At 70.3% G+C, this 25,226-nt stretch carries 25 protein-coding genes and 1 pseudogene; 20 read left to right on the top strand and 6 right to left on the bottom strand.

What is annotated here, in order from left to right:
• Window positions 1–2: 2 nt before the first annotated feature.
• Window positions 3–707, top strand: coding sequence for an HAD family hydrolase (locus A6A27_RS09965; RefSeq protein WP_073834274.1), 705 nt, complete (start codon window positions 3–5; stop codon window positions 705–707).
• A gap of 378 nt (window positions 708–1,085) precedes the next feature.
• Here A6A27_RS09965 and A6A27_RS09960 read toward each other — a convergent pair whose 3' ends face one another.
• The gene (locus A6A27_RS09960) at window positions 1,086–1,793 is read right to left on the bottom strand and encodes a YcnI family copper-binding membrane protein (RefSeq protein ID WP_073834273.1); all 708 of its coding nucleotides are present in this window, start codon (window positions 1,791–1,793) and stop codon (window positions 1,086–1,088) included.
• Between the two features lie 470 nt (window positions 1,794–2,263).
• Between A6A27_RS09960 and A6A27_RS09955 the strand changes: the two genes are divergently transcribed.
• The 8 genes from A6A27_RS09955 (at window position 2,264) to A6A27_RS09920 (ending at window position 11,361) form a co-directional block, all read left to right on the top strand.
• A complete protein-coding gene (locus A6A27_RS09955) occupies window positions 2,264–3,730 on the top strand; it encodes a PepSY-associated TM helix domain-containing protein (RefSeq protein WP_073834272.1) in 1,467 nt (488 codons plus the stop codon).
• 859 nt (window positions 3,731–4,589) lie between these two features.
• Window positions 4,590–5,675: a FecCD family ABC transporter permease gene (locus tag A6A27_RS09950; RefSeq protein ID WP_073834271.1), complete on the top strand. Its 1,086-nt coding sequence runs from the start codon at window positions 4,590–4,592 to the stop codon at window positions 5,673–5,675.
• A 25-nt stretch (window positions 5,676–5,700) separates the two neighbouring features.
• Window positions 5,701–6,684, top strand: coding sequence for an ABC transporter substrate-binding protein (locus tag A6A27_RS09945; RefSeq protein ID WP_073834270.1), 984 nt, complete (start codon window positions 5,701–5,703; stop codon window positions 6,682–6,684).
• Window positions 6,681–7,466, top strand: coding sequence for an ABC transporter ATP-binding protein (locus tag A6A27_RS09940; RefSeq protein ID WP_073834269.1), 786 nt, complete (start codon window positions 6,681–6,683; stop codon window positions 7,464–7,466). Before A6A27_RS09945 ends, A6A27_RS09940 begins: the two co-directional genes overlap by 4 nt.
• The gene (locus tag A6A27_RS09935; protein ID WP_073834268.1) at window positions 7,463–8,158 is read left to right on the top strand and encodes a class I SAM-dependent methyltransferase; all 696 of its coding nucleotides are present in this window, start codon (window positions 7,463–7,465) and stop codon (window positions 8,156–8,158) included. The genes A6A27_RS09940 and A6A27_RS09935 overlap by 4 nt, the downstream gene beginning before the upstream one ends.
• A 667-nt stretch (window positions 8,159–8,825) precedes the next feature.
• On the top strand, window positions 8,826–9,218 hold the full coding sequence (locus A6A27_RS09930; RefSeq protein ID WP_073834267.1) for an SCO5389 family protein: 393 nt from the start codon (window positions 8,826–8,828) through the stop codon (window positions 9,216–9,218).
• Window positions 9,208–10,245, top strand: a complete 1,038-nt coding sequence (locus A6A27_RS09925) for an LLM class flavin-dependent oxidoreductase (protein ID WP_073834266.1) — start codon at window positions 9,208–9,210, stop codon at window positions 10,243–10,245. Before A6A27_RS09930 ends, A6A27_RS09925 begins: the two co-directional genes overlap by 11 nt.
• Window positions 10,246–10,374: 129 nt before the next feature.
• Window positions 10,375–11,361: an ATP-binding protein gene (locus tag A6A27_RS09920; RefSeq protein WP_241825198.1), complete on the top strand. Its 987-nt coding sequence runs from the start codon at window positions 10,375–10,377 to the stop codon at window positions 11,359–11,361.
• Window positions 11,362–11,377: 16 nt separating this feature from the next.
• Here A6A27_RS09920 and A6A27_RS09915 read toward each other — a convergent pair whose 3' ends face one another.
• A complete protein-coding gene (locus tag A6A27_RS09915) occupies window positions 11,378–11,770 on the bottom strand; it encodes a Fur family transcriptional regulator (protein WP_083672528.1) in 393 nt (130 codons plus the stop codon).
• 544 nt (window positions 11,771–12,314) lie between these two features.
• Between A6A27_RS09915 and A6A27_RS09910 the strand changes: the two genes are divergently transcribed.
• The 7 genes from A6A27_RS09910 (at window position 12,315) to A6A27_RS09880 (ending at window position 17,872) form a co-directional block, all read left to right on the top strand.
• Window positions 12,315–13,364, top strand: a complete 1,050-nt coding sequence (locus tag A6A27_RS09910) for a permease (RefSeq protein WP_443189966.1) — start codon at window positions 12,315–12,317, stop codon at window positions 13,362–13,364.
• Complete coding sequence (locus tag A6A27_RS09905; protein WP_073834263.1) at window positions 13,361–14,083, top strand: TIGR03943 family putative permease subunit; 723 nt, start codon at window positions 13,361–13,363, stop codon at window positions 14,081–14,083. The genes A6A27_RS09910 and A6A27_RS09905 overlap by 4 nt, the downstream gene beginning before the upstream one ends.
• Before the next feature lie 102 nt (window positions 14,084–14,185).
• Window positions 14,186–15,136: a metal ABC transporter substrate-binding protein gene (locus tag A6A27_RS09900; protein ID WP_143193959.1), complete on the top strand. Its 951-nt coding sequence runs from the start codon at window positions 14,186–14,188 to the stop codon at window positions 15,134–15,136.
• Entirely contained in the window at window positions 15,129–15,899 is a 771-nt protein-coding gene (locus tag A6A27_RS09895; protein ID WP_073834262.1) for a metal ABC transporter ATP-binding protein, read from the top strand. The genes A6A27_RS09900 and A6A27_RS09895 overlap by 8 nt, the downstream gene beginning before the upstream one ends.
• A gap of 4 nt (window positions 15,900–15,903) precedes the next feature.
• Window positions 15,904–16,764: a metal ABC transporter permease gene (locus A6A27_RS09890; protein WP_073834261.1), complete on the top strand. Its 861-nt coding sequence runs from the start codon at window positions 15,904–15,906 to the stop codon at window positions 16,762–16,764.
• A complete protein-coding gene (locus A6A27_RS09885; RefSeq protein ID WP_073834260.1) occupies window positions 16,761–17,591 on the top strand; it encodes a metal ABC transporter permease in 831 nt (276 codons plus the stop codon). Before A6A27_RS09890 ends, A6A27_RS09885 begins: the two co-directional genes overlap by 4 nt.
• Window positions 17,588–17,872: an ArsR/SmtB family transcription factor gene (locus tag A6A27_RS09880; RefSeq protein ID WP_073834259.1), complete on the top strand. Its 285-nt coding sequence runs from the start codon at window positions 17,588–17,590 to the stop codon at window positions 17,870–17,872. Before A6A27_RS09885 ends, A6A27_RS09880 begins: the two co-directional genes overlap by 4 nt.
• A 499-nt stretch (window positions 17,873–18,371) precedes the next feature.
• Here A6A27_RS09880 and rpsN read toward each other — a convergent pair whose 3' ends face one another.
• From rpsN to rpmB, 3 genes are read right to left on the bottom strand one after another with little or no spacing between them, the layout of a single operon-like run.
• Complete coding sequence (gene rpsN / locus A6A27_RS09875; RefSeq protein ID WP_073834258.1) at window positions 18,372–18,677, bottom strand: 30S ribosomal protein S14; 306 nt, start codon at window positions 18,675–18,677, stop codon at window positions 18,372–18,374.
• A 1-nt stretch (window position 18,678) separates the two neighbouring features.
• On the bottom strand, window positions 18,679–18,846 hold the full coding sequence (gene rpmG, locus A6A27_RS09870) for a 50S ribosomal protein L33 (protein WP_013287204.1): 168 nt from the start codon (window positions 18,844–18,846) through the stop codon (window positions 18,679–18,681).
• On the bottom strand, window positions 18,846–19,082 hold the full coding sequence (gene rpmB, locus A6A27_RS09865) for a 50S ribosomal protein L28 (protein WP_073834257.1): 237 nt from the start codon (window positions 19,080–19,082) through the stop codon (window positions 18,846–18,848). The genes rpmG and rpmB overlap by 1 nt, the downstream gene beginning before the upstream one ends.
• A gap of 267 nt (window positions 19,083–19,349) precedes the next feature.
• Here rpmB and A6A27_RS09860 point away from each other — a divergent pair, with 267 nt between their 5' ends.
• Together A6A27_RS09860 and A6A27_RS09855 are read left to right on the top strand one after the other, a co-directional pair.
• Window positions 19,350–20,636: a CobW family GTP-binding protein gene (locus A6A27_RS09860; RefSeq protein WP_073834256.1), complete on the top strand. Its 1,287-nt coding sequence runs from the start codon at window positions 19,350–19,352 to the stop codon at window positions 20,634–20,636.
• Window positions 20,633–20,896, top strand: a complete 264-nt coding sequence (locus tag A6A27_RS09855; protein ID WP_073834255.1) for a type B 50S ribosomal protein L31 — start codon at window positions 20,633–20,635, stop codon at window positions 20,894–20,896. The genes A6A27_RS09860 and A6A27_RS09855 overlap by 4 nt, the downstream gene beginning before the upstream one ends.
• Before the next feature lie 359 nt (window positions 20,897–21,255).
• On the opposite strand, the pseudogene A6A27_RS09850 reads toward A6A27_RS09855, so the two are convergent.
• Window positions 21,256–21,745 (bottom strand): annotated as a pseudogene (locus tag A6A27_RS09850) (GTP-binding protein); the annotation flags it as partial.
• A 609-nt stretch (window positions 21,746–22,354) separates the two neighbouring features.
• On the opposite strand from A6A27_RS09850, the gene A6A27_RS09845 reads away from it, so the two are divergent.
• Entirely contained in the window at window positions 22,355–23,551 is a 1,197-nt protein-coding gene (locus A6A27_RS09845; RefSeq protein ID WP_083672526.1) for a WxL protein peptidoglycan domain-containing protein, read from the top strand.
• Between the two features lie 67 nt (window positions 23,552–23,618).
• Window positions 23,619–25,214: a TIGR03773 family transporter-associated surface protein gene (locus A6A27_RS09840; RefSeq protein ID WP_241825196.1), complete on the top strand. Its 1,596-nt coding sequence runs from the start codon at window positions 23,619–23,621 to the stop codon at window positions 25,212–25,214.
• Window positions 25,215–25,226: the final 12 nt, after the last annotated feature.

Here is a 25,226-nt window from a genome sequence, read left to right as displayed (position 1 = left end):
TCATGATGCATCAGCAACGCCTCCGGCGGCCCGGTATCCGAGCGGTCCTGTTCGACTCGGCTGGCACGTTGATCCGACCTTCGGACCCGGGTGCCCGCCTGGGCCGGGACTTGGAGGACATCCTCCGGCGGCATTGGCCCGCAGCGCCCATCGAGGAACTGCCGCACGCCTTCCGGTCCGGGGCCGCCATGCTCGAGCGCGCGCAGCGCTTCGGAACCTGGGAGGGCTATTGCCGCTGTGTCCTGGCCGAACTCGGGATCGGCCGGCCGCCGCAATCACTGCTGGACGAGCTGATCGCCGCGGATCCGAACCCGGTACAGCCGTTCCCCGATGTGCCCACCACCCTCAGAGGACTGCACGAGCGAGGCCTGCCGATGGCGGTGGTCACCGACAGCCTGGCGACCGCAGAGTCCTTACGGGCCAGCTACGAGCAGATCGGCCTGCGCGGCTACTTCCGATACTTCGCCGTGGCCGGCGAGGTGGGCTGCAGAAAACCGGACCCGGCGATCTACCGGGCGGCAAGCGAGGCGCTGGGCGTGCCACCACGGCACACCTGTTATGTGGACGACAACGCCGACCTGGTCGCCGCCGCCGTCAGCCTCGGTTACCGCGGTCTCGCGCTCTGCCGCACCGGCACGCCCACACAGCCGGACCTGCCATACGTCTCCGCTCTGGACGAGATCCTTGCGCACATCAACGGCGCGTGATCGCGACTTGTGCCGCACGCCGTGCGGAGGGGTTCAGCATTGCGCTCCCGCCGCGCGAGCCGGCAGTTAGCCGGCCTTCGCCTGGCGCGATCCGGCTGGGCGGTCCGGGGCGGCGCCTCACTTGATCCGGCCGTCCCGGTGCGGCCGTACCGCACCGGGGCGCCGGTCGAGCGTCAGCCGGCCCGGTAGGCCCGGATGATCGTCTGGTCGGTCCCGCTGCCGAGTTCGCGGCATCCCCCGGATCGGCCGCCAACCGGCGGAGGATGGTGGACCTGCGCAGACCTGGCGTCGTCTTGCGAGCATCACCAAGCGGCGGGCCGGCAGCCGGTGTACGTCTGCCGGCCCGCGCCCGGTCAGCGGTCGGGTGCGTCCGCCGGGTCAGCCGCGCTGGGCGGTGCGGCGGTAGGCGAGCAGACCGGCGACGAGGCCGGCGAGGCCGAGCAGGATGCCGGCGATGCCGTAGGCAGTGCCGTTGCTGCTGTCCTTGTCGCTGTCGGTGCTCGTCGCGACCGCAGCCACGGGGGCGGCGGCGGCAGCAGGGGCGGCGTCCTTCTTCGTCAGCTTCAGCACCGGGGCCGGGTGCTCCGGCTCAGCGCCGCTGGTCGGTTCCTCGATCCACCGCACCACGTCACCGTCGGAGTAGGTCTGCAGGGCCTTGAGCACGAGCTGATCGGTTTCCGGCAGCGGGCCGAGGGAGACGTCGAACTCCTGGAACTGGCCTGGCTTGATCGCCGAGTTGGCGTCAGCGGTCCAGGTGATCTTCGTGACCGCTTCGGTCAGCTCCGAGTCGTGGACCTTGATCGGCGTGGCGAGCTTCGACGTCTCGGTCTGTGCGGTCCACCCGGCCAGCGGCTTCAGCGACACCGACCCGATGGGCGAGCTGGCCGGAAGGTTCACCTCGACCTTGGTGGTGTTGGCGTTGTCCTTCTCGTTCGGCACCCGGAAGGTGACCTTGGTGTAGCCGCCCTGCGTCGCCTCCTTCGGGTTGACGCTGACGTGCGCCGACGCCGGGCCAGCCACCCCAACGGTGATGGCGGCGACAGCAGCGGCGATGGTGGCCGCTCTCGCGAGCAGGGACCGGTTCATATCAGGGCGTCCTCTTCGTCTCAATCTCAGGCGGCCGGCGTGCCCGGCACCTTCTGCTAGTCGTCCATCACGCGGGGATAGTTCCCGGCGTCATCCGACCAGGCGAACCCAACCGTGACTGCGGCGGTGCGGGTGGCCACCAGGGCGGAACGTCACAGGCGGCGGGATAGCAGAACCGAACCTCACAGTTCGAGTGCCGCTGGGTGGTGCAGCGCAACGGGCAGCAGCGGCCGGGCGGATCTTGTTAGCCGCGGTCGGGCGCGGACAAGCCCGGTCTCGTCGACCGGGATTGTGCGATGCCGGGGCTGCCGTGGCGGGGAACTTTCCGCCCCTGGCGATCGACTATTCAGCAGGCGCCGGCAGCCTGCCGCCGTCTGACGGGCACGCCGTGACATGGGGACGCGGGGTGCGGTCGTGAGCAGGACCGAGCGTGGCGGCCAATGGCAGCCCCTGAGACCGAACGAGGAGCCATGTCCGTCACCGACGTCTTCGACCAGCCCGCCGAGGCGCCCGCCGCATCCCCACCCCCGACTCGGTCCACCAATCGCCGCGCATCGGGCCTGGGCGGACTGCTGGTCCGGCTGCACTTCTACACCGGTGTGCTGGTCGCTCCGTTCCTGCTGGTGGCGGCGGTGACGGGGCTTCTGTACACGGCGACGCCGCAACTGGACCAACTCTTCTACGGCGACAAGCTGACGGTGGCGCACGCGGGCGCGACCGCCAAGCCCCTCGCGGAGCAGGTCGCCGCTGCCCGCGGCGCCCACCCCGAGGGCAGCTTGATGAGTGTCATCGTCGGCGACTCTGACGCCACCACCCAGGTGGTGTTCTCGATGCCGGAGCTCGGCGAGAAACAGCACACCGTCTATGTCGACCCGTACACCGCTGAGGTGAAGGGCACCCTTACCACGTGGTGGGGCTCCACTCCGGCCACCACTTGGCTGGATGACCTGCACCGCAACCTGCACCTCGGCGACCTCGGCCGCTACTACTCCGAGTTTGCGGCGAGCTGGCTGTGGGTGTTGGCCCTCGGTGGGCTGGCACTGTGGTGGCGCCGCCAGCGCGGTGCGAACCCGAAAGCTCGCCGGCTGCTGCTGCCGGACTTGACCGCCAGGAAGGGGGTGCGTCGTACCCGGGGCTGGCACGCGGCCACCGGCGTGTGGATCGCCGTCGGGCTGCTGATCCTGTCCGCGACCGGGCTGACCTGGTCCCGGTATGCGGGCGGCAACTTCGACAACGCCCTCACCGCGCTCGACGCGCGCCAGCCTCAGCTGGCCACCGCCCTGGCTGGCGGCGCGCCGGCGGCCGGGGGCGGCCACCACGGTGGCTCCGGCGTTGGCGAGGCCAACGCTGTCGACCCGGCCGCAGCGGACACCGTGCTGCGCATCGCCCGCGACCACGACCTGGCCGGCCCGATCGAGATCAGCATCCCCGAGGACGCCACCAGAGCGTGGACGGTAACCCAGGTCGACAACACCTGGCCGGTGCACCTGGACCGCGCCGCCATCGACCCGGCCACCAGCACAGTCGTCGCCCGCAGCAACTTCACCGACTGGCCGCTGCTGGCCCAGCTATCCAAACTGGGCATCCAGGCGCACATGGGTCGGCTGTTCGGCATCGCCAACCAGATCCTGCTCGCCGCGCTCGCGCTCGGACTGCTGTGCGTGATCGTGTGGGGATACCGGATGTGGTGGCAACGCCGCCCCACCCGCGCGGACCGCCGCGCCACCGTCGGCACCCCACCCGAGCGCGGCGCCTGGCAGAAGCTGCCCGCCTCGGCCATCGCCGTCGGCGTACCGGTGGTGTTCGCGATCGGCTGGGCGCTCCCCATGTTCGGCATCCCGCTGGCCGCGTTCCTCGTCCTCGACGTCATCATCGGCGTCGCTCGAGGCCGGCGGGACCAACCGGCACCGGTTTCCCCGGCGCCGGCCAGCCAGTGAGCCACCGACCGCCCGTCGTCTCCCGGCACAACCGTTAGCGTCACCCCAAACCGGGCATGCGAGGCGGGTGTGAACGGTCGGCCTGCCCGTGGCCAGGACGAACCGACCGGACCTGGGCATGGGCAGGCCGTTTAGGTCGGGCATGGCGTCATCGGTCACAATCCCGCCCGGGCCTACGGCTGCCCGACCTTGAGAACTGGCGGTAGAGCGACGGTTCGGGTGGCCCAGCGGACCCATCAGGGCCGGGTCGTGGGTAATGAGCAGGACATCCGCGGTGTGCTGACGTTGGTAGTCGGTGATGACAGTGCCGAGGTGGGCCTGGGTAGCGGCATCGAGCATGGTGGTGGCCTCGTCGCCAATGAGGTAGTCGGCTGGCGGACGAGGGCGCCGGGCCAGCGGCGCCTCCAGTTGGCCGTCGCTGGCGGCGTGCGAACGCCGGGTCAGCAGGTCCGGGGTGAGGCCGACGAGGTCGGCCAGCTCCGCCACGCGTGTCTGGGCGTCTTGCCTCGGTGCCGGTGGCGCGCAGTGGTTCGGCGAGGATGCTGGCGAGGCTGAGCCGAGAGTCGATGGCGGTACGGCGGCCCAGATCTCGCGGGCGAGAAGCCGTTCGTGGCAGCGGATGATCTCTGCCGATATAACACCGCCCGGCCGGGGTCTTTACTGGATCACCAGCAGCCCGTGGGGTCGCCGCGCGACCGTGCCCGTCGCCGATCTTGGTCTTGGCGCTCCTTCCGCCGCGGGTAAACCGGCTGCGGTGGGAGTGAACAGCGACTCACTCACCTTCCACGTCCTTTGATCTTGATGCTACTTTTTGCCAAGGCTTGGCAAGAGCAAATTGCTTGCAGATGGGGGTGTGGTGATGGCCGCCGCCCTGCTGGAGGGGCAGAAGGATCTGCTCGGCGTCGCGGCGCAACGACGTCGAACTGGGTTATGGCTGGTCGCGCTGACGGTCGGGCTGGTCCTGACCGGGGTGGTCGCGGTCGGGTCCGGTGCGATCGGCATCGCCCCGGCGAGCGTGGCCCGGATCATCGGGCATCAGCTCGTCGGGGTGCCCGGCGAAGTGACCTGGACCCTGCCGCAGGAGGCCATCGTTTGGCAGGTCCGGCTGCCTCGGGTGCTGCTCGGCATGCTCGTCGGCGCGGGACTGGCGGTGTGCGGGGTGGCGTTGCAGGCCATGGTGCGCAATGTGCTGGCCGACCCGTACCTGTTGGGCATCAACTCCGGGGCCTCCAGCGGCGCGGCCGCCGCGATCCTGTTCGGGGCCGGTGCCGGCTTCGGGCAGTACGCCCTGCCCACCAGCGCCTTCCTCGGTGCGCTCGCCGCGTCGCTGCTGGTCTTCCTGATTGCGCGCAGCGGCGGCCGGGTCACCTCGATCCGGTTGTTGCTGTCCGGGGTCGCGGTCGGGTACGCGCTGTACGCCACCACCAGCTTCCTGATCTTCGCCTCCGGATCGGCCGAGGGATCCCGATCGGTGATGTTCTGGCTGCTCGGATCGTTGGGATTGGCCCGGTGGAACGCCCTGCTGGTGGTGGCCGCGGTCGTGCTGGGTGGCGCGATCCTCTACCTGACCGTGGCGGGACGGCGGCTCGACGTGCTGGCCCTCGGTGACGAGTCTGCGCAGACCCTGGGCGTGTCGCCCGACCGGTTCCGGATGCGGCTGCTCGTGGTGGTCTCACTCAGCGTAGGCGTGCTGGTCTCCGCCGCCGGCAGCATCGGCTTCATCGGACTCGTCGTTCCCCACCTGGCCCGCCGCATCGTCGGGGCCCCGCACGTGCGGGTGGTGCCGGTGGCCGCCCTGCTCGGGGCCATCCTGCTGGTCTGGGCCGACGTGGTCGCCCGGGTCCTGCTGGCCCCGCAGGAGATCCCGATCGGCATCATCACCGCCCTGCTCGGCGCACCGTTCCTGGTGGTCCTGATCCGTCGTCTGCACGCCACCGGCACCTGAGCACCCGATCCGTCGAGGAGGAATCATGAAGACCGTTCGCCTGGCTGCCACTGCCGCCGCGTCCGCCACCATATTGCTCGTCGCCGCCTGCGGCGGCGGCAAGGAACCGGCTGCGGCAGACGACGGTTACCCGCTGACCGTCACGAACTGCGGCATCCCGGTGGCTTTCGACGCCGCGCCGCAGCGGGTCGTCCTGCTCAAGAGCGCGGCCGTGCCGTACCTGCACGCGCTCGGGGTCATGGACCGGGTCAGCGCGCGTGCCGGGCAGTACCCGAAGGAGTACTACGACGCCGCGACCCTCACCGAGTTGGACCGGATTCCGCTGCTCACCGACAAGACCGACACCAGCGGCCACCTGCAGATCTCCAAGGAGGTGGTGATCAGCCAGCAGCCGGATCTGGTGCTGGGCGAGGTGGACAACCTGTCCCGCGACACGCTGTCGGCGGTGAACATCCCCCTGCTGGAGGAGCCGGCGATGTGCCCGGACAGCACGGCCCCGCCGACCTTCGACGACATCTACTCGCAAATGCAGACCTACGGCAAGGTGTTCGGCCGCGAAGCCGAGGCCACGACCGCGATCACCGCCCTGAAGGAGCGGATGAGCAAGATCCAAGCACAGGCGAACGCGTCGACCGGTCGTACGGCGGCGGTGCTGTACCCGACGGTCGGTGGTGGGACGACGTACGCCTACGGGACGGTCAGCATGGCCCACCCGCAGCTGGAGGCGGCCGGCTTCCGCAACGTCTTCGGGGACGTGAAGGAGCGAGTCTTCGAGGTCACGGTGGAGGAGTTGCTCGGCCGCAATCCCGACGTGCTGATCCTGCTGTACGGCGACGGCGACGCCAAGGCCGTCGAGCAGGGGCTGACCGGGCTGCCCGGCGCGGAGAACCTGGACGCCGTCCGCAACGGCACCGTCATGACACAGCTGTTCAACTTCACCGAGCCGCCGACCCCGCTGTCGATCGACGGCCTGGAGCGGATCGTGCAGCGTTTCAAGGCCGGCGCGTGATCGAGGCGACCGGGGTCTCCTGGCGCTACGGCGCGAACCCCGTCATCGACGGGGTCAGCGTGGCCGCACGGCCGGGGCGGGTCCTCGGGCTGATCGGCCCGAACGGCAGCGGCAAGACCACGCTGCTGCGGCTGCTCTACGGCGCACTCCGCAGCGGCACGGGACAGGTCATGGTCGACGGCGACGAACTGTCCGCCCTGCCGTCCCGGGAAGCCGCACGCCGGCTGGCCGTGGTGGTGCAGGAGACCGGCGGTGAGACGGCCCTGACCGCGGCGGAGCTGGTGCTGCTGGGCCGAGGGCCGCACCTGTCGACGTTCCAGCGCATCGGCCGGGCCGAGCACGAGATCGCCGCCCGGTGCCTGACCCGGGTCGGTGCGGCCCACCTGGGCGCGCGGGCATTCGCCCAGCTCTCCGGCGGTGAGCGCCAGCGGGTGCTGATCGCCCGTGCCCTCGCCCAGCAGGCCACCCACCTGCTACTCGACGAGCCGACCAATCACCTCGACATCCGCTACCAGCACGAAATCCTGCACCTGGTACGCAACCTGAACACCTGCTCCATCGTCGTGCTGCACGACCTCAACCTCGCCGCCCGCTACTGCGACGACCTGGTGCTGCTGGATCGCGGCGGGGCCGTCGTCGCCGGCACCACCGAGGAGGTGCTGGACCCTGAGGTGCTCGAACCCATCTACGGCATCGGCATCCGGCGCCTGGAACTCGACGGCGCCATCCATCTGCTGTTCCAACCGGTCGACCAGACCACCGACGAGAGGAGCGCCGCATGACGGCGCAGGATCGCATCAACGCGTACTGGACCGGACGCGCACCGAGCTACGACGAGTACGTCCAACGCCCGGAACGCTTCGCCGCCGACCAGCAGGCCTGGTCTGCGATCTGGGAGCGAGCCCTGCCGCCCGCCCCGCTCGATATCCTCGACGTCGGCACCGGCACCGGGCAGGCCGCCATGGTCCTGGCCGGCCTCGGCCACCGCGTGACCGGCATCGACCTCGCCGAGGGCATGCTGGAGCGCGCCCGCCACCACGCCGCCGCCATGGCGAACGGCCCGGTCATCCAGCACGGCGACGCCGTCCACCCCGACTTCCCGGCCGCCAGCTTCGACGCGGTGACCAGCCGGTACCTGATGTGGACCCTGCGCGAACCGGAGATCGCGGTAGCGAACTGGGTACGCCTGCTGCGCCCCCGCGGCACGATCGCAGTAATCGACAGCACCTGGTTCCCCGACGGCCTCCACAATGCTACCGACAACTTCACCGACCACTACGACAACCAAGTACAGGCCATGCTTCCCCTAGTCACCGCCAAGTCCATCGACCGGACCGTCGCGGTCCTGGAGAAGGCTGGTCTGCAGGCGGTCACCGTGACGCCGCTGACGTCGATCTACGAACTGGACCGGCAATTCGGGGTGGCCCCGAACCACGAGCACCAGATGCAGTTCCTCATCACAGGCCAGCGGTAGGGCCGCGACGCTTCCCTGCCCGCATCGCTGCACGGCAAGAGCCCTGCCCGCCGCGCCTAAGCCTGCCGTGTGATCAAGGCTCCTAACTGGTGTCCGGTCACCGTAGGCAAGAATCAAGCCAATGAGGGCGTTGCCCCAACCAGCTCGACGGCCTGCGGTGCCAGGATCGCCAACGGTAAGCACAGGTTGGAGCGGCGCCGGGGAGATGGTCGCCACGCCGCCTCAGGAAATCATGACCGGAGGTACACCTCCAGGAGCAGCTCGTCGCGATGATAACCGGTTTCATCTCTGGTTCGGCATCTGACAGCAGGGCACCCAGCTGCACGGTCAAGCCAATGAGGAGACAAAGTGCCTGAACGGGCGCGGCCGACGTGCGCCCTGGGGGAGCGTGCCGCCGGCCGGGTCCGCCTCACCTGAGGTATGTACCCCCTACATCACGGACGGGATCACGATAATGAATTCCGATTCGAATGTCACCGAGCATGCGGCAGCGGCTTGCATCAGGCCGCACAAGCGACGCGCCCGCGCCCCACCCGAGCAAGGACGACCAGCGGTGAACACCCTGGGCCGGGAACAGGCGCCGACTGTTGACGTGGGCCTGGTGACGTGATGTGCTCGGATCGTAACGCTAACGGCAATCATGGTCGTTAAGGCCCTGAGGAGGACCATGTCTCTCACCGTGTCGCCTGCCCTGCTCGAAGCCGCCGAGACCGGCCCCGTGGACGACGACGCCTTCGTCGCCTGCGTCCGGGACTCCCTCCCGTACGCCTGGGACACCGTCAGTCGGGTGGTCGCCGACCTGGAAACGTCTGACACCGAGTTCGCCGACAACGTCGTACCACCACCCACCGAGGCGGAGCGCGGGCAGCTGCTGCGCGCGCTGGCCAGCGATGCCATCCGGGCGAGCCTGGAGCGCCACTTCGGGGTGAAGCTGGCGTTCCAGAACTGCCACCGGGTGGCGGCGTTCCGGCTGAGTGCCGTGGACTCCGACACGCACCGTCGTTTCATTTCGACTCGGGGACAACTGCTCAACCAGTCACCAGAGCTGCGTGACTGCTGAACCGCCCGGCAGCTCGCGGCCCGGCGAGCAGGTCCACTGGCACCTGTTCCTGCTCGCCGGGCACCGCGCCGGCGGCACCCACGCGCAGGCGCTGGCGGACGCGCACCGCTACGGCCTGGCCGCGGAGGCCGCCGGCTACGCCGGCGTGTGGGTCGCCGAGCACCACTTCATCTCCTACGGCGTGTGCCCGTCCGCCATCACCTTCGCCGCGCACCTGCTCGGGGCGACCCGCCGCATCACCGTCGGCACCGCCGCCTGCGTGCTGTCGGTCCGGCACCCCGTGAGCCTGGCGGAGGAGGCGGTGCTGCTCGACGAGCTGTCCGGGGGCCGGTTTCGGTTGGGGGTCGCCCGGGGCGGACCGTGGGTCGACCTCGAGGTGTTCGGCACCGGCCTGGATCGCTACACGCACGGCTTCGCCGACGCGGTGGAGATCGTGCTGCGGTGGTTGTCCGGCGCGGCGCAGGTCACCGGCAACGGCAGGTTCCCCTTCCGGCCGGTGCGGGTGGTGCCCCGGCCCCGTCGGCGAGTGCCGACGTGGGTCGCGGCGACCTCACCCGCCACCGTGGACCTCGCCGCCCGCCACGGCCTCCCGCTGCTGCTCGGGCTGCACGCCGACCTGGCCGAGAAGCGGTCGCTGCTCGACCGGTACACGCAGGTCGCCGCCGCGCACGGCCACGACAGCACGCAGGTGCCGCACGCCAGCGCCCATCTGGCGCACATCGAGGACACCGACGCGGATGCAGCCCGGACGGTACGCGAGCGGCTCCCGGAGTTGCTGACCGGCACCAGGGAGTACGTCCGTCTCGACGGCGCCACGGCCGGCCCGCCCGACATCGACGAGTACGTCCAGCGCCTGATCGCCATGCACCCCGTCGGGTCGCCGCAGCGGTGCCGGACGGCCGTGGACGCGGCCGCGGCTGTTCCCGGCGTGCGGCATCTGCTGTTTCTGGTCGAGGTGACCGGAGACGACGCGACGACCCTGCGCACCATACGGCGGCTCAGTGGCGAGGTGTTGCGCCGGCAGTAGCGGCGGGCCGAGAAGGTGGTGAACGCCCGACGACGAATCGCTGCGGTGACTCGCCCGGATTCCGCCCGGAGAGCACGACCCATCGCGTACGCTCGCGCTCATGGAAATGGTTTCCAATAGAGTGGGAGGGTGTCAGCGGTGAAGGTCGCGTTCGTGGGCAAGGGCGGTAGCGGCAAGACGACCCTCGCCGCGCTGTTCGCCCGCCATCTCGCCGCCCGATGCCTGCCAGTGCTGGCCATCGACGCCGACATCAACCAGCACCTCGGTGCCGCCCTCGGCAGGGACGCGGACACGCCGCCGCCGGTAAAACCGCTCGGTGAGCACCTGCTGACAATCAAGGACTACCTGCGCGGCGACAACCCGCGCATCACCAGTGCGGATCGAATGGTCAAGACGACTCCGCCGGGGCGCGGTTCGCGGCTGCTGCGGGTGATCGAGGACAACCCGATCTACGCCGCCTGCGTACGGGATGTCGGTGGGGTGCGGCTGGCGGTCACCGGCGAGTTTGCCGCCGAGGATCTCGGCGTGGCCTGCTACCACTCGAAGGTGGGAGCGGTGGAGCTGCTGCTCAACCACATGCTCGACGGGCCCGGCGAATACGTCATGGTGGATATGACCGCGGGCGCGGACTCGTTCGCCTCCGGGCTGTTCACCCGCTTCGACCGCACCGTGCTGGTGTGCGAGCCGACCGTGCGCAGCGTCGGGGTCTACCGGCAGTACGCCAGCTACGCCCGCGACTTCCGCGTGGCCCTGTCGGTGGTCGGGAACAAGATCGAGGACGCCAGCGACGTGGAGTTCCTCCGCGAGCACATCGGCGGCGACCTGTTGACCTGGTTCAGCAGGTCCGGCTACGTGCGCCGAGCGGAACGGGGCACGGTCTGCCCACTGGCCGAACTCGAGCCCGCCAACCAGGCAGCTCTCGCCCAACTGGCGGAGGCGGTGGACGACACCGTGCAGGACTGGGCGGCCTTCACCCGGTGGGCGCATGAGTTCCACCGGCGCAACGCCGCCGCGTGGGCCAACGAGCGCGCCGGGGCGGACCTCACCGATCAGATCGATCCGGAGTTCCGGATGGGAGCGCAGGCGGTCAGCGAGCCCACGGTGGTGGGTTGCTGATCCAGGCAACCGCCGGTCAGGCGGCGCACTTACCGCAGGTGCCGAAGATCTCCAGGGTGTGCCCGACGTCGGTGAAACCATGCTGGCTCGCGACCTGGTCGGCCCACCGCTCCACGGCAGGGCCGGCGACCTCGACCGCGCGCCCGCACTCCCGGCACACCAGGTGATGGTGGTGCCGGCTCTGGCTGCACCGCCGGTACAGATAATCCCCGCCCGGCAGCCGCGTCGAGTCGATCTCACCGGTGTCCACCAGCATTTGCAACGTCCGGTAGACGGTGGTCAGGCCGACCCGCGCCTTGCGGTCGACGAGCATCTGGTGCAGTTGCTGCGCGCTGTGGAAGCCCTCCACATCGCGCAGCAGCGCCAGCACCTCGGCGCGCTGCCGGGTATTGCGGGTCGCACTGGACATTGCCTCGGTCACCGTCCGCCGTCTCCGCTCGTCACAGCGCCTGTCTCGACGCCCGATTTTCTGTCCCCGTGCCGCTGGCGGTCACGTGACATCGGAACCCATTATGCATTGCGCATATGTTCACATCTCCTGCCGTCACCGAACCGGGCGCCAGTGGTCAGCAAATGGAGCAGTCGTGGGTCGCGGCTCCAGGCGGTTGGCGAGGCGCCCGCCTGGATGCAGGTCGACGGCTAGGTGGCGCTGGCGGACATCGCCGAGCCTGAACTCCCCCGCCCTGGGCGCGGTCACCGCCCCGGGCACGGTGCTCTCTGGCCAACGATGCGGGGGCCACCGCCACCGGCGGTCACAGTGAATCCCACGCCTGCTGTCGGCGGCAGCTGTTCGGCGGACTCAATCTGATCGCCGACGAAGCGGGATCATGAGCCGCAGTGCAATCGGCGCCGCGAACAGGTCCCCATTCGCGGCGCTCCGGCTCCCCAAGGGGCGGTCATCACCCGCTTCGGACTCTCTGTGACTGGGTGATCACAGTAGGATTCTGTGGTTGATCGGAGAGGTGATCCGCCTGAGCACGACTGACCCAGCAGCCCCCGTCACGCCGGCCGTCCCGGCCGGCGTAGACGACCAACCCGCTGCCCCCGAGCGAGAACGAGCGGTCGGCTCGACCGAGGTGCTGTGCTTCCTGCTCATCCTCATAGGCATCCTGCACCGACCGATCGGCGCGCTGGTGGCAAACCCGCGCCTGCAGACCTGGCTGACCGTCTTCGTGTCGGTGATGGTGCAGGCGACGCCATTCCTCGTCTTCGGGGTGGTCCTGTCAGCCGTCATCGCGGTGTTCGTACCTCGGTCGTTCTGGGCCCGGGCCCTGCCCCGCCACCCGGCCCTCGCCGTGCCGGTCGCCGGCATGGCAGGCGTGGTACTACCCGGCTGCGAGTGCGGGTCGGTGCCTATCGCCGGGTCGCTGATCCGCCGCGGGGTCACCCCGGCCGCGGCGCTGGCGTTCCTGCTCGCCGCGCCAGCGATCAACCCGATCGTGCTCACCGCCACCGCAGTCGCCTTCCCCGGTAACCCGGAGATGGTGGCGGCTCGAGGCGGGGCCAGCCTGGTGGTCGCACTGCTGATGGGCTGGTTGTGGCTGCGGCTGGGCCGCACCGAGTGGATCCGCCTGCCACATCGCGCACACCTCGACGGCCTGCCCCGGATGACGGCGTTCTGGACCGCCTGCCGGCATGACATCATCCACGCCGGCGGGTTCCTCGTCGTGGGCGCTATGGCCGCGGCGACCATCAACGTCGCCATGCCCCAGCAGCTCCTGCACGACCTGGCCGCCCGACCGCTGCTGTCGGTGCTCGCGCTTGCGGCCCTGGCCGTGCTGCTCTCAATCTGCTCCGAGGCCGATGCGTTCGTCGCCGCCTCGCTGTCCCAGTTCTCCCTGACCGCCCGTCTGGCCTTCCTCGTGGTCGGCCCGATGATCGATCTGAAGCTCATATCCATGCAGGCCGGAATGTTCGGCCGGCGGTTCGCCGTCCGGTTTGCACCAGCCACCTTCACCCTCGCCGTGCTCGTCGCGGCCTCGCTCGGGACGGTGATCTGGTGAGTCGTGGAACCCAAGCGGTGGTGCTCGCCTTCCTTGGCGGCGCGATCCTGCGCGCCAGCATCACCGACCTGTACCTGCGCTACGTGAAACAGGGACTGCGACCGTTCCTCATCGCCGCCGGAACGCTGCTGGTCATCACCGCGATCGTGGCACTCCTGCAGGAGCTGCGACATATCAACCGGCCCGAGGCTGGGCCGGAAGACGACGGGCACGGGCACGGCCGCTCGGGTCCGGGCGTCGGATGGTTGCTGCTGTTGCCGGCGCTCGCTCTGCTCTTCGTCGTCCCGCCGGCACTCGGCGCCGACACCGCCGCACGTGCCGGCTCCGCCCTGACCGACAACCGGGAGGTCGCCTACCCGCCCCTGCCGCCCGGCGACCCGGCCGAGCTCACCCTCCTCGACTATGGCTACCGCGCCGTCTATGACCACGGCCGGACCCTGCAGGACCGGCGCATCCAGTTGACCGGCTTCCTCGCCCCCGGGCCGGACGGCCAGCCCATGCTCGTCCGCATCGTGCTGTCCTGCTGCGCCGCCGACGGCATCCCCATCAAGATCGGCCTGCGTGGCCAGGTTCCGCAGGCGCCGGCGAACACCTGGGTACGGGCCACTGGCCGATGGATTCCGCACACCGCCAAGGACCCCGTCAACGACGCCGATGTTCCCTATTTCCAGGTGGAGGACTGGCAACATATGCCCGCACCCGCCGAGCCGTACGAGTAGGACCGGCGATGGTTGCACGGGTGCTGATATGAGCACCTGACAGCTAGACGCACTTATTGGAAATGACTACCGTTCCGCTCATCCAATGAGCAAGGAGCGGTTGTGACCCTATCCATCCGTACGCTCGGCACCGTCCTGGCGATAGCGACGATCGGCGCCGCCGCCGGCTGCGGTGCCAACACCGACACCGGCACCGCGACCGCAGCGAAGAATGGCACTGTCGCGGTGGTCGCCACGACGCCCGAGGTCGCCGATTTCGCGCGCAACGTCGGCGGCAACGCCGTCAGCGTCACCCAGATCATCAAGCCGAACGTCGACCCGCACGACTACGAGCCAACCCCCGCCGACATCCAGGCGATCGGCGCGGCAAAGCTGGTGATCAAGAACGGCGTCGGGCTCGAGGAGTGGCTCGACGGCACCATCTCCGCGGCCGGCTTCAAGGGCACTCTCGTCGACACCTCGCAGGGAGTGGCCCTGCGCAAGGGCGACCCCGGTGACGAGGAGACGAAGGATGGCGATCCGCACATCTGGCACAACCCCCGCAACGCCAAGATCATGGCGGAGAACATCGAGAAGGCGCTCGTCACCGTCGACTCCGGACACGCCGACGCCTACCGCGCCAACTTCCAGGCGTACGCGGCGAAGCTGGACAAGCTCGACGCGGACAACGAGCGCAAGTTCGCCGCCCTGCCGGCGGACGATCGCAAGCTGGTCACCAACCACGATGCGTTCGGTTATTACATCGACCGCTACCAGCTGCGGTTCGTCGGCGCGGTGATCCCTAGCTTGGACACCAGCGCCGAGCTGTCGGCCACCCAGATCAACGACCTGGTGGCGAAGATCAAGGCCACCGGCACCAAGGCCATCTTCAGCGAAAGTTCCCTGCCGCCCAAGGCCGCCGAGGCGATTGCCCGGCAGGCGGGCGTGAAGGTGGTCGGCGGGGAGGACGCCCTTTACGGCGACAGCCTCGGCCCCGAAGGCACCCCCCAGGGCACCTACCTCGGCGCCGAGGAACACAACACCGACACCATCGTGGCAGCCCTCGGTGGCTGAACCCGCCGCGGCGCCGGTAGCCGATTCCGCCCTGCACCTCACGCAGGCCGGCGTCGGCTACCGGCCCCGCGCCGTCCTCACCGACGTGAATCTCACGGTGGAGCCCGGCCAGATCGTCGCCCTCGTCGGTGCCAACGGCGCCGGCAAGTCCACCCTCATCAAGGCCGTCGTCGGGCTCGCCGACATCCTCGCCGGCACGATCACCGTCACCGGACGGCCGGCGCGGCAGGCCCGCGGCGCGGCGGCCTACGTGCCGCAGGTCGACACCCTCGACGCGGACTTCCCCGTCACCGCCGCCGACGTCGTGCTCATGGGCCGCTACCGGCCCAGCCGCTGGCTACGGCAGATCCGCGCGACCGACCGTGCCATCGCCGCGGACGCGCTGGAGCGAGTCGGGCTGGCCGACCGCGCACGGACCCGCTTCGGGCTGCTGTCTGGAGGCCAACGCCAACGGGTCCTGCTCGCTCGCGCCATCGCCGCCCAGGCCCGACTGATGCTGATGGACGAACCCTTCAACGGTCTCGACGTCACCAGCCAGGACGTCATCGTGACGCAACTGCGGGACCTCGCCGCCGCCGGTACCGCCGTGCTGCTCAGCACCCACGACCTGCGCCTGGCCCGCGACCTCGCCGACACCGCCTGCCTCATCCACGGCGGCCGCGCCGTCACCGGCCCCACCGAACGGATCCTCGCCGAGCTTCCCGGCGCTTACGGCTTCGGCAGCCAGGCGGCCGACCTGCACGGCGTGCGGCCCGGTCGGTGACGGCATGAGTGGTCTCGTCGCCCCGTTCAGCGTGCCGTTCATGGGCCGCGCCCTCGCCGAGTTGCTCCTGCTCGCCGTGGTGTGCGGGCCGGTCAGCGTGCTGGTCTTCCTGCGCCGGCTGGCCTTCGTCGCCGACGCGCTGACCCACACCGTCTTCCCCGGCGTGGTCATCGGATTCCTCCTCGCCGGCTGGACCGGCATCGCCGGCGGCGCGCTCGCCGCCGGCCTGCTCACCGCGGTCGCGCTCACCGTGCTCACCCGCTGGGGGCGGCTCAGCGACGACACCACGGTGGCCGTGCTCCTGACCGCCATGTTCTCGCTCGGCGTGGTGCTCGTATCCCGCCAACACTCCTACACCAGCGACCTGACCGCGTTCCTGTTCGGCCGCCTGCTCACCGTCACCCACGCCCAGCTCGCCCAGACCGCCGCGCTGGCCGCGATCGTGCTCACCGGCCTCGCCGTCACCGCCCGGCCGCTGGTCCTTCGAGCCTTCGACCCGATCGCCGCCGCCACCGCTGGGTACCGCCTCACCCTGCTGGATCTCGGGCTCAACGCGGCCGTCGCGCTGGTCGTCGTCGCCGCCGTGCAGGCTGTCGGCACCATCCTGGTGATCGCCCTGCTCATCGTGCCCGCCGCCACCGCGCGCCTGCTGACCGACCGGCTCGCCGCCATGGCCGTGATCGCGACCGCCGTCACCGGCCTCGCCGCCTACCTGGGCCTGCTGGCCAGCTGGACCGCCTCCGTCCGATACGGCGTCCGGCTCACCTCCGCCGCCGCGGTGGTGCTCACCCTCGTGGCCTGCTACCTGCTCGCCCTCCTCGCCGGCCGCCGCCGGCCGCACCCGCCTGCGGCGGTGACCCGATGAGCTGGCTACTGCAAGACACGTTCGGGCGCGCCCTGGTCGAAGCCGTCGCCGTCGGGGTGCTCACCGGCCTGGTCGGTGTGCACGTCGTGCTCCGCCGGCTGTCGTTCTTCACCATGACCATGGCCCACGCCACGTTCCCCGGCGTGGTGGCCGCGTCGATCCTCGGCATCAACATCTACCTCGGCGGCGTGGTCACCGGGCTGCTGACCGCCGCCGCCGTCGCCGCGCTGGCACGTACCCGCGGCCAAGAGGCCACCGCCGCGACCGGAGTGATCCTCTCCGCCGGCTTCGCGCTCGGCGTCGCGCTGGTCGCCACCCAGAACGGTTTCAGTCGGGACCTGTCCGCCTTCCTCGTCGGCTCGATCCTCACCGTCACCACCGAGAACCTGGTCGTGACCGTCGCCCTGCTGGCGGTCACCACGGTCGCGCTCGCCGTCGGCGGCCGGCACCTGCTGTACGTCGGTTTCGATCCCGCTGGCGCCCGCGCCGCCGGGTACCGCGTCCGACTGCTCGACCTCGCTCTCTTGCTGCTGATCGACCTCGTCGTCGTCGCGATCGTGCCCGCCGTCGGCACCATCCTCGCCCTGGCACTGATCGTCGCCCCCGCCGCGGCCGCCCGCGCCTGGACCGACCGTCTCGCCCCCATGACCGCTCTCGCCGCCACGCTCGGTGCCGGCAGCGCCGCCGCGGGGCTGTGGTTCTCCCGGCTCTGGGATGTCGCTGCCGGCGGCAGCATCTCGCTGACCGCCGCCGCCGTCCTGCTCGTGTCGCTGGCGGTGCATCGCCTGCGCGACGAGTTCCGCACGATCTTCCTCACCGCACCGTGACCGCCGAGCCCGCCTCGATCGAGGACATCAGCGAGCTGCTACGCACCATCGCCCACCCGGCGCGCATCCGCATCCTGCAGCAGCTCACCCGAGCCGACGCGTGCGTCACCGAACTCTCGGGCGCACTGCAGCTACCCGCCCCGCACGTATCGCACCAGCTTCGGCACCTGCGCCACGCCCGCCTCGTACGCCGCTACCGTCAGCAGGGCCGGATGCAATACGCGCTCACCAGCGTCCCCGCCGTCTCTCTAGTCCTGGACGTGCTCAAGCACTGTAGATGAGCGTGCCGGGCGTCTACGGGCCCGACGCGGATGATCTGTCGACGGGGCGTGGCTCGTGGCCCCGCCGGGCGAGGAGCCACGCCCCGTCGGGTTGTCCCACCGGACGTGCCTCGACCATGCCGAGTCCCCCGTCGGGGCTATCGGCGCCTCCATCCGCGCGTTCCGGTCGAGGAGCTCCGCTGCGGCGGCCTGTCACGGTTTGCCGGCCCGGGACGTTACTCACCACTCCCCCTGCTGGCCGCTACGCTTCGGATCGTCTGCAGCCGCGAAGGACGAGCGCCCGCGCCGATACCGGCACGGGCGTTCACAAGGGCCGGCGACAGCACCGCGGCGGTCGAGACTGCCGCCGGCGCAAACACCACTCCGGCGGCCCTGCTCCCAGTCGCTGAAATCGGTCTGTGTCTTGCGGCCTACGGCCTGGTCATTCCCCTTCTTACACCCGCATCTGTCGGGGGCGTCGACGTCGTCGATCCGGATTCCGGCGCGGTGGGTGGCGTCGTCACCAGGACGCCTTGCGGATCCCCGGCAGCTCGCCCCGCAACGCCATCTCCCGGAACCGCACCCGTGACAATCCAAAGCGGGTCAGCACACCTCGCGGTCGGCCGTCGATGACGTCCCGGCTGCGCAGCCGAACCGGGCTGGAGTCGCGGGGCAGCTGCGCCAGGTGGCGGACTGCGTCGTCCCGCACCGCCGGGTCGGTGTCCGGGTGGGCGATGGTCTGCTTCAGCTCGGCGCGGCGCTGCGCGTGGCGAGTGACCAGGTCGGCGCGGCGGGCCTGTCGGTTGGCGAGGCACTTGCGGGCCATGTCAGCGCGCCTCCCGGAACTCGACGTGCCGACGGACGACCGGGTCGTACTTGCGCAGCACCAGCCGGTCGGGGTCGTTGCGGCGGTTCTTGCGCGTGACGTACGTGTAGCCGGTGCCGGCGGTGCTGCGCAGCCGGACGATCGGGCGGACGTCGGTCTGCCTGGCCATCAGATCGTCACCCCTCGGGAGCGCAGCTCAGCGACGACCTTTTCGATGCCCTTGCGGTCCACGGTCTTCAGCGCCTTGGCGGTCAGCGTCAGGCGAACCCAGCGCCGCTCCGAGGGCAGCCAGTAGCGGTGCTTCTGCAGGTTGGGGTTCCACCGGCGGCGGGTGCGCCGGTGGGAGTGGGACACGGCGTTGCCGAAGCTCGGCTTCGCACCGGTGACATCACAGTGACGGGACACAAGTACTCCTTCTGAAACGGTCCGCAGTAGCGATAATCGTTTTCATTTTTACCGTGGCCGCTCGTGCGACCTCCACCCGGGGTCCCGAACGACCTAGACCGGCGCCGACGAGCCGAGCGATACCTCGACGCCACGTGCAGATCACCGACAGCCAGGAGCGTCGCCGGGCCGCCCTGGCGCTTTCCTGCGAGAAGACCTCGGCTGTCACTCGCCGTCGACCACGTGTCTATAATGGCAATCGTTTTCAACTAAGTCGAGAGGACTGTGATGTCGACGTCCCCGCTCGCACCGGCCAACGCCGGAGTTCCGGCGTCCGACGCCCGACCGTCGTTGACCGTGCTCAGTGGCTTCTGGCCGTCCGCCACGTACGCCGTAGCCCGCAGCCTGCTCGCCGCGGACCCATCGTTGCTGCTGATCCGGCATGACCTCGCCGGCCTCAACAGTGGCACCGTGCACCGGATCGTGCGCGACAGCGAGGGGATACTCGAGGACGAGCGCATCACGCTCGCGCACGGCTGTGTCTCCTGCACACTGCGCGAGGACGTACTGCCGACCCTCGCCCGGCTGGCGCGCACCCACCCGCACCGCGACCTAGTGCTAATGCTGCCGGAGGTGGTCGAGCCGGAAGCCGTTGCCGCCGTCTGCGCGCACTGCCTCGTCGACGGCGCGCCGATCACCGACCTCCTACACGTCGACTCGTACGTCACCGTCGTCGACGCCGAGCACCTGCTCGACGGACTGGCCAGCACCGACGACCTCAAAACCCTCGGCATCCACGCCGCCGACAACGACAACCGCGGGCTCGCCGACGTCATCGTCCGCCAGATCGAATACGCCGACACCCTCGTCTTGTGGGGACAGTCCCGCGACGGCGCGTACGACACCAGTCGGCTGTCGATGCTGCTGGAACGCATGGTGCCATGGGCAACACAGGTGCAGGTCGACGGTGACGTCATCGACGCCGCCGCGCTGACCCGCCAGCTACGCGGTACCCGCCGGCACCGCCCCGAGACCCCCGGCGTCCTGACCCGCGGGTTGGAGGGCTACAACCTCGGCCTGCACGAGCCGCACCCCGACTGCGGAGTGGTGTCCGTGGTATTCCGCGCCCGCCGCCCCTTCCATCCACGACGGCTGCACGACGTCCTCGAGGAGGTCAACGCCGAGGTGATCCGGTCCCGGGGGCACCTTTGGCTAGCCAGCCAACCGGACACCGTCATTGCCTGGGACTTCGCCGGCGGCGGCCTCAGCCTCGGCTCCCTCGGCCGCTGGCTGGCCGCCCTCGCCGACCCGCACTGGGACGAGGTGTCCGACCACCGCCGACTCGCCGCCGCCCTCGACTGGGACCCCTACTACGGCGACCGGCACCAGCACCTTGTCTTCATCGGCCTCGACCTCGACCCCGCCGACCTGCACCGCACCCTCACCAACTGCCTACTCACCGACGCCGAACTCGCCGACGGCGAAGCCACCTGGCGCAGCTACGACGACCCGCTCAACGGCTGCTTCCCGCTCGCCGACCTCGACCCGACCGGCACCGAAGGAGAACCCGCATGAAGCCCGACATCCACCCCAGCTACAAGCCCGTCGTCTACCGCGACCGCGCCGCCGACTTCGCCTTCCTCACCCGCTCCACGGCCACCAGCGACCAGACGATCGAGTGGACCGATGGCAACATCTACCCCGTCATCGACGTGCAGATCTCCTCCGCCAGCCACCCCTTCTGGACGGGCAAGCAGCGCCTACTCGACACCGAGGGCCGGGTGGAGAAGTTCCGCGCCAAGTACGCCCGCCGCGGTCCGCAGCAGTCGCGATGAGCACAGCGGGCATCGACGGGGCAGCAGGCGCCCCGCCCCGTCGGTGCCGCCGCAGGCGACCGGGCCTCGTACTGGGCCGCCGCCCGCGAGCTGGTCGCGCCCCGGCGACCGGCTCACGGGGCGACGTTGGCTGCTGATCCCTGGGACGTTGGATTCAGAGAAGCCGCCTGGAAGTGCGCCTGCATGCCGTGCGGGACGCAGTGGTGCTCATGGTCTGTCCTCGGGTCGGCGGAACGCCAACAGGGCGTGCTCCGACCACCGGTGGAGCATCGTGCGGCCGGGCTGGCGGTGGTGCATCATGGCTTCCCAGTCACGCCGCCATCGGGCTACGTCGTCTGGGGTGAGGTTGGTCGGCATCGTCAAACCGGAGCCGGGACCGGATCCGGGTGGTCGTGGTCGTGCAAATCGCCGAGGTCCCATTTGGGAGAACGGGTCGGGCAGGGTTCGTCAGGCGTCCTCCCCGGCGGTGATCTCCCTGTCGGTCAGCAGGCAGGCGCCCAGTGCGTTCCGCAGGCCTTTGCTGTCCAGGCCCACTCCGATGAGCACCAGTTCCTGCTGCCGGTCGCCGAAGACTGGGTGCCAGCGGGACTCCAGCTCGGTCCGCTCGTCGGGGTCGTCTGGCCATTCCCCGGACACCGCGACCGGTACGGCGACCGAATCACACCGTCCCGACGGGCCCGCCTGGGACCACAGGGCCTGCACGTCCGGGCAGCTGGCCAGCCACAGGAACCCCTTGGAGCGCACCACGCCGAAGGCGTCCAGGCCGCCGGCCAGCAGGTCCCACAGCCGCTGCGGGTGGAACGGCCGGTGGTCGCGGAACACGATGCTGGAGATGCCGTACTCCTCGGTTGCGCCCGGCGGTGGCGGCTATTCGATCTCGAATCTTCCGCTTCGATACGGCCAGGGCAGGTCTCCTTCACTGGTCGAGGTTTGACAACACCCGCAAACGATAACGGTCTTCGTTTAGGTTCTCGCCAGCGGACCTGGGTTCCGGGGATTACCTGGACGTCAGCGCGCCGGCGCGCGTCCCGCAGTACGAGATGACGCAGGCGCGACGGGGTCGAGCAGCCGCTGGAGGCGTCAGCGCGAGCGCCGGCCGCCTATGCACCTGGCGTCGACGTCGGGCCACTCAGTAAGGCGCTCATCGGATGCTCCGGCCATCGCCGCGAGGCCTCCGCGTAACCGCAGCGACGACTCGCCGGAGAGGCGGGCGCCGCCAGACCAGGAACACGTTGGCCTTCCGGCAATCGTCAGGGCAACTTGCATCCGGCCATCGACTTGACAACGGTTTTCATTTGCTGGGAGGCTGCGGCTGGCGATGGTGTCCCATCCCTCGCCCGGGTGGCGCCGTCGCGGCGGTGTCCGAACTCGGCGGACCTGACGGGGCTCCTGGTTCGCCGCCATGACCTGTCCCACTCGTGCCACATCTCGACCTGAAACGGACCTGCGGCCTCTCCTATGCGTTCACTCCTTACTGTCCCCGCCCTGGTCCTGCTCGGCATCGCCCCGCCGGCAGCCGTACCGGGACCGGTGCCCACCCCACCACCCGGTGGCGGCGCTCCTGCCGCTGCCGAATCGGCGGCCGTCACCTGGGGAGTCAGCCCGTCGAGCCCGAAGGGGCCTAACGGACGTGCGAGGTTCGCGTACAAGCTTGATCCCGGCGCCAGGTTGACCGACTACGTCGCCGTCACGAACCACTCCGCGCGCCCCGTCACCCTGCGCGTCTACGCCAGCGACGCCGTCACCACACCGCAGGGTGGCTTCGACCTGTTACCCGCGGCGCAGCAACCGGTCGACGTGGGTTCCTGGGTCAGTCTCACCGCCCGGACACTGACCATCCCGTCGAGCTCCCGAGTGGACCTGCCGTTCACCGTGACCGTGCCGAGCAACGCCACCCCGGGTGATCACGCGGGCGGTATCGTGGCCTCTCTCACCAGCACGACCACCGACGCCCGGGGCAACCAGGTGGCGGTCGACCACCGCGTCGGCACCCGCATCTACCTGCGGGTCACCGGCGAACTCCGGCCGGCACTGGCCCTGGAAGACGTGCGGGTCCACCACCGCGGTTCACTCCACCCGTTCGCCGGCGGCGAGGTCACCGCCACGGCCACCGTTCGCAACACCGGCAACATCCGGCTCGCCGGTCGGACAACGGCACGCGCCGCCGGACCGCTGGGCCTGAACGCCGGGGCTGCCTCCGGCGAGGCTCTGCCGGAGATCCTGCCCGGACACGCGGTGCGGGCCACCATACGGCTCTCCCGGGTCCCGCCACTGTTCCAGCTGACCGTCACCACCGCGGTCACACCGACAGCTGCGGACGGTCAAGCGCTCGACCCGCCTCCGGGCACCGCGTCCCACGCCGTGACCGTCTGGGCGGTGCCATGGCCCCAGCTGCTGCTACTGGTCCTGGTCGCCGGTGCGATCTGCGCCTTCGTGACGATCCGTCGCCGCCGGCGGCGGCGGGCAGCCCGGGACCTGGAACAAGCCCTCGCCGCCGCTCGCGAGCAGGGTCGCGCCGAGGCAGCCACGACAACAGCGTCATCGACCGCACCGCCCCGAGACGCCACCGCCACCGGCGCCTGGCCGCACGGAAACGGGCAGAGTCCCGGCGGCGCACCACCAGCGCCCACCTCCACCCGCGGGAGCAAGGCGTGACCAAGCCCGCCCGCGCGACCCGGGTGGCCGCAATGCCAACAGCCGACGATTCGAGGTAGGGAGAATGATGAGAACGGCACGTGTGCGCGCCGGTGCGGCCGGGTTCGCCCTGGCCGTACTGGCGCTGACCGCCGGTGCTGTACCGGCCGGCGCCACCCCAGTGTCGGTCGACGCCGCCGGGGCGGATCTGGTGTCCCTGTCTATTGACGACGGCGCGCTGCGGCTGCGCGTCCGCGACGCCGCCCAGGTGGCCCGACAGTCAGCCGGGCACGACCCGGCCGACGTAACGCTCGGCCCGGATGGCGGGGTAGCCGTGCGGGTACCCCAGAACGCCGCGTTCCGGTTCCTCGGCGCCCCAGGCAAGGAGGTCTGGTCACTCACTGCCGGGGATATCGGCCTACCCACGCTCGACACCACCGGGGTGAGGCGGGACGCGGTCCGCGGGGACGCGGTGACCCTGTCCCTGACCTCGACGCAGGGGCCCGGGAACTTCACCGCCTACACCCTGTCCAGCCTGGGCACACCGAAACCGCTGCTCAGCACGAACGCGCGGCACGTCGCGCTGCCGGCCGCGACCCGCACTCCAGTGGTGTGGGCTTTCGACGCCGCCGGGGACTATCGGCTGATCCTCGAAGCGTCGACGACGTTGGCGACGGGGCGGTTCGTCACCACCGAGGCGACCTACCGAGTCACGGTCCCGCCCATCCAGCCGGGGCCAGCGGCACCGCCACCCGCCCCAGCCGCTCCGGTCGAAGCGCCTTCCCCGCCGCAGGCGCTCGCCAAGAAGATCACCGGCAGCCCCCAGGCCGCACCGGCGGCGACGTCGGCGACCTCGCCACCTGCGCCCAGGAATACTGCCGAGGTCAGGTCCGCGGCCGCCGGCGCACGCCGGGTGATCTCCGACGGGCACGTCGACATGGGGCCACAGCTGTCCGGCGGTGACTTGCGGATCCGCGTCCGGGACGACATCGCCACCCCACCCGTGTGGCGAGAACTCGCCGACGTGGTCCTGCACGTCAAGGACAACGCCAAAACAACGGTGCCGGCCGGGGCGGACTTCCTCGGCAAGCGGGGAGAGACGATCTGGTTGCTGCCGCAGGCGCAGCAGGCCGGGATTGTCTGGCCCGGCTGGAACACCCAGCACGAGTCGGTCGTCACCGGCACCCGGGGCAACGTGACCTGGACCCTCACCGGCGTGGACGGTCCGGGGCGCTTCACGCTCTTCCTGACCGGATCGTTCGGCAACGCCGACGTCCTGTTCGACTCGGCCAAGAGCCTCCCGCAGCGGCTGGCCATCCCGCCGAACACGCACGCCCACGGCAACTGGGCCTTCAGCAAACCCGGCCTGTATCGGCTGGATGTCCAGATGAGCGCCGCCACTACCGCCGGCCGGGCGGTCACCGACAGCAGGACGCTGACCATCGCGGTGGGTGACAGCACCGACCCGAGCTCCGGCTTCGGCGGCGGATCCGGCACCGGCGGGGACGGCCACTCCGGGGGTGACGGCGATTCCGGTGGCGCCGGCCGGTTGCCTCGTACCGGAGAGTCCTGGGTCATTCCAGTCGGGGCCGGCGGGCTCCTGCTCGTGCTGGCGGGGGCGCTGCTGCGGTTCGCCGGTCGTCGTCGCGGCCGGGCGGCGGCTCCCGCCGCCAACGCCCGGTAGGCGTGCGGAGGA

The sequence above is a fragment of the Micromonospora sp. CB01531 genome, from assembly GCF_001905095.1.
Classification (GTDB): Bacteria; Actinomycetota; Actinomycetes; order Mycobacteriales; family Micromonosporaceae; genus Micromonospora.
Note: the sequence above shows the minus strand (reverse complement) of the source record. Positions and strands in the feature narration are given on the sequence as shown.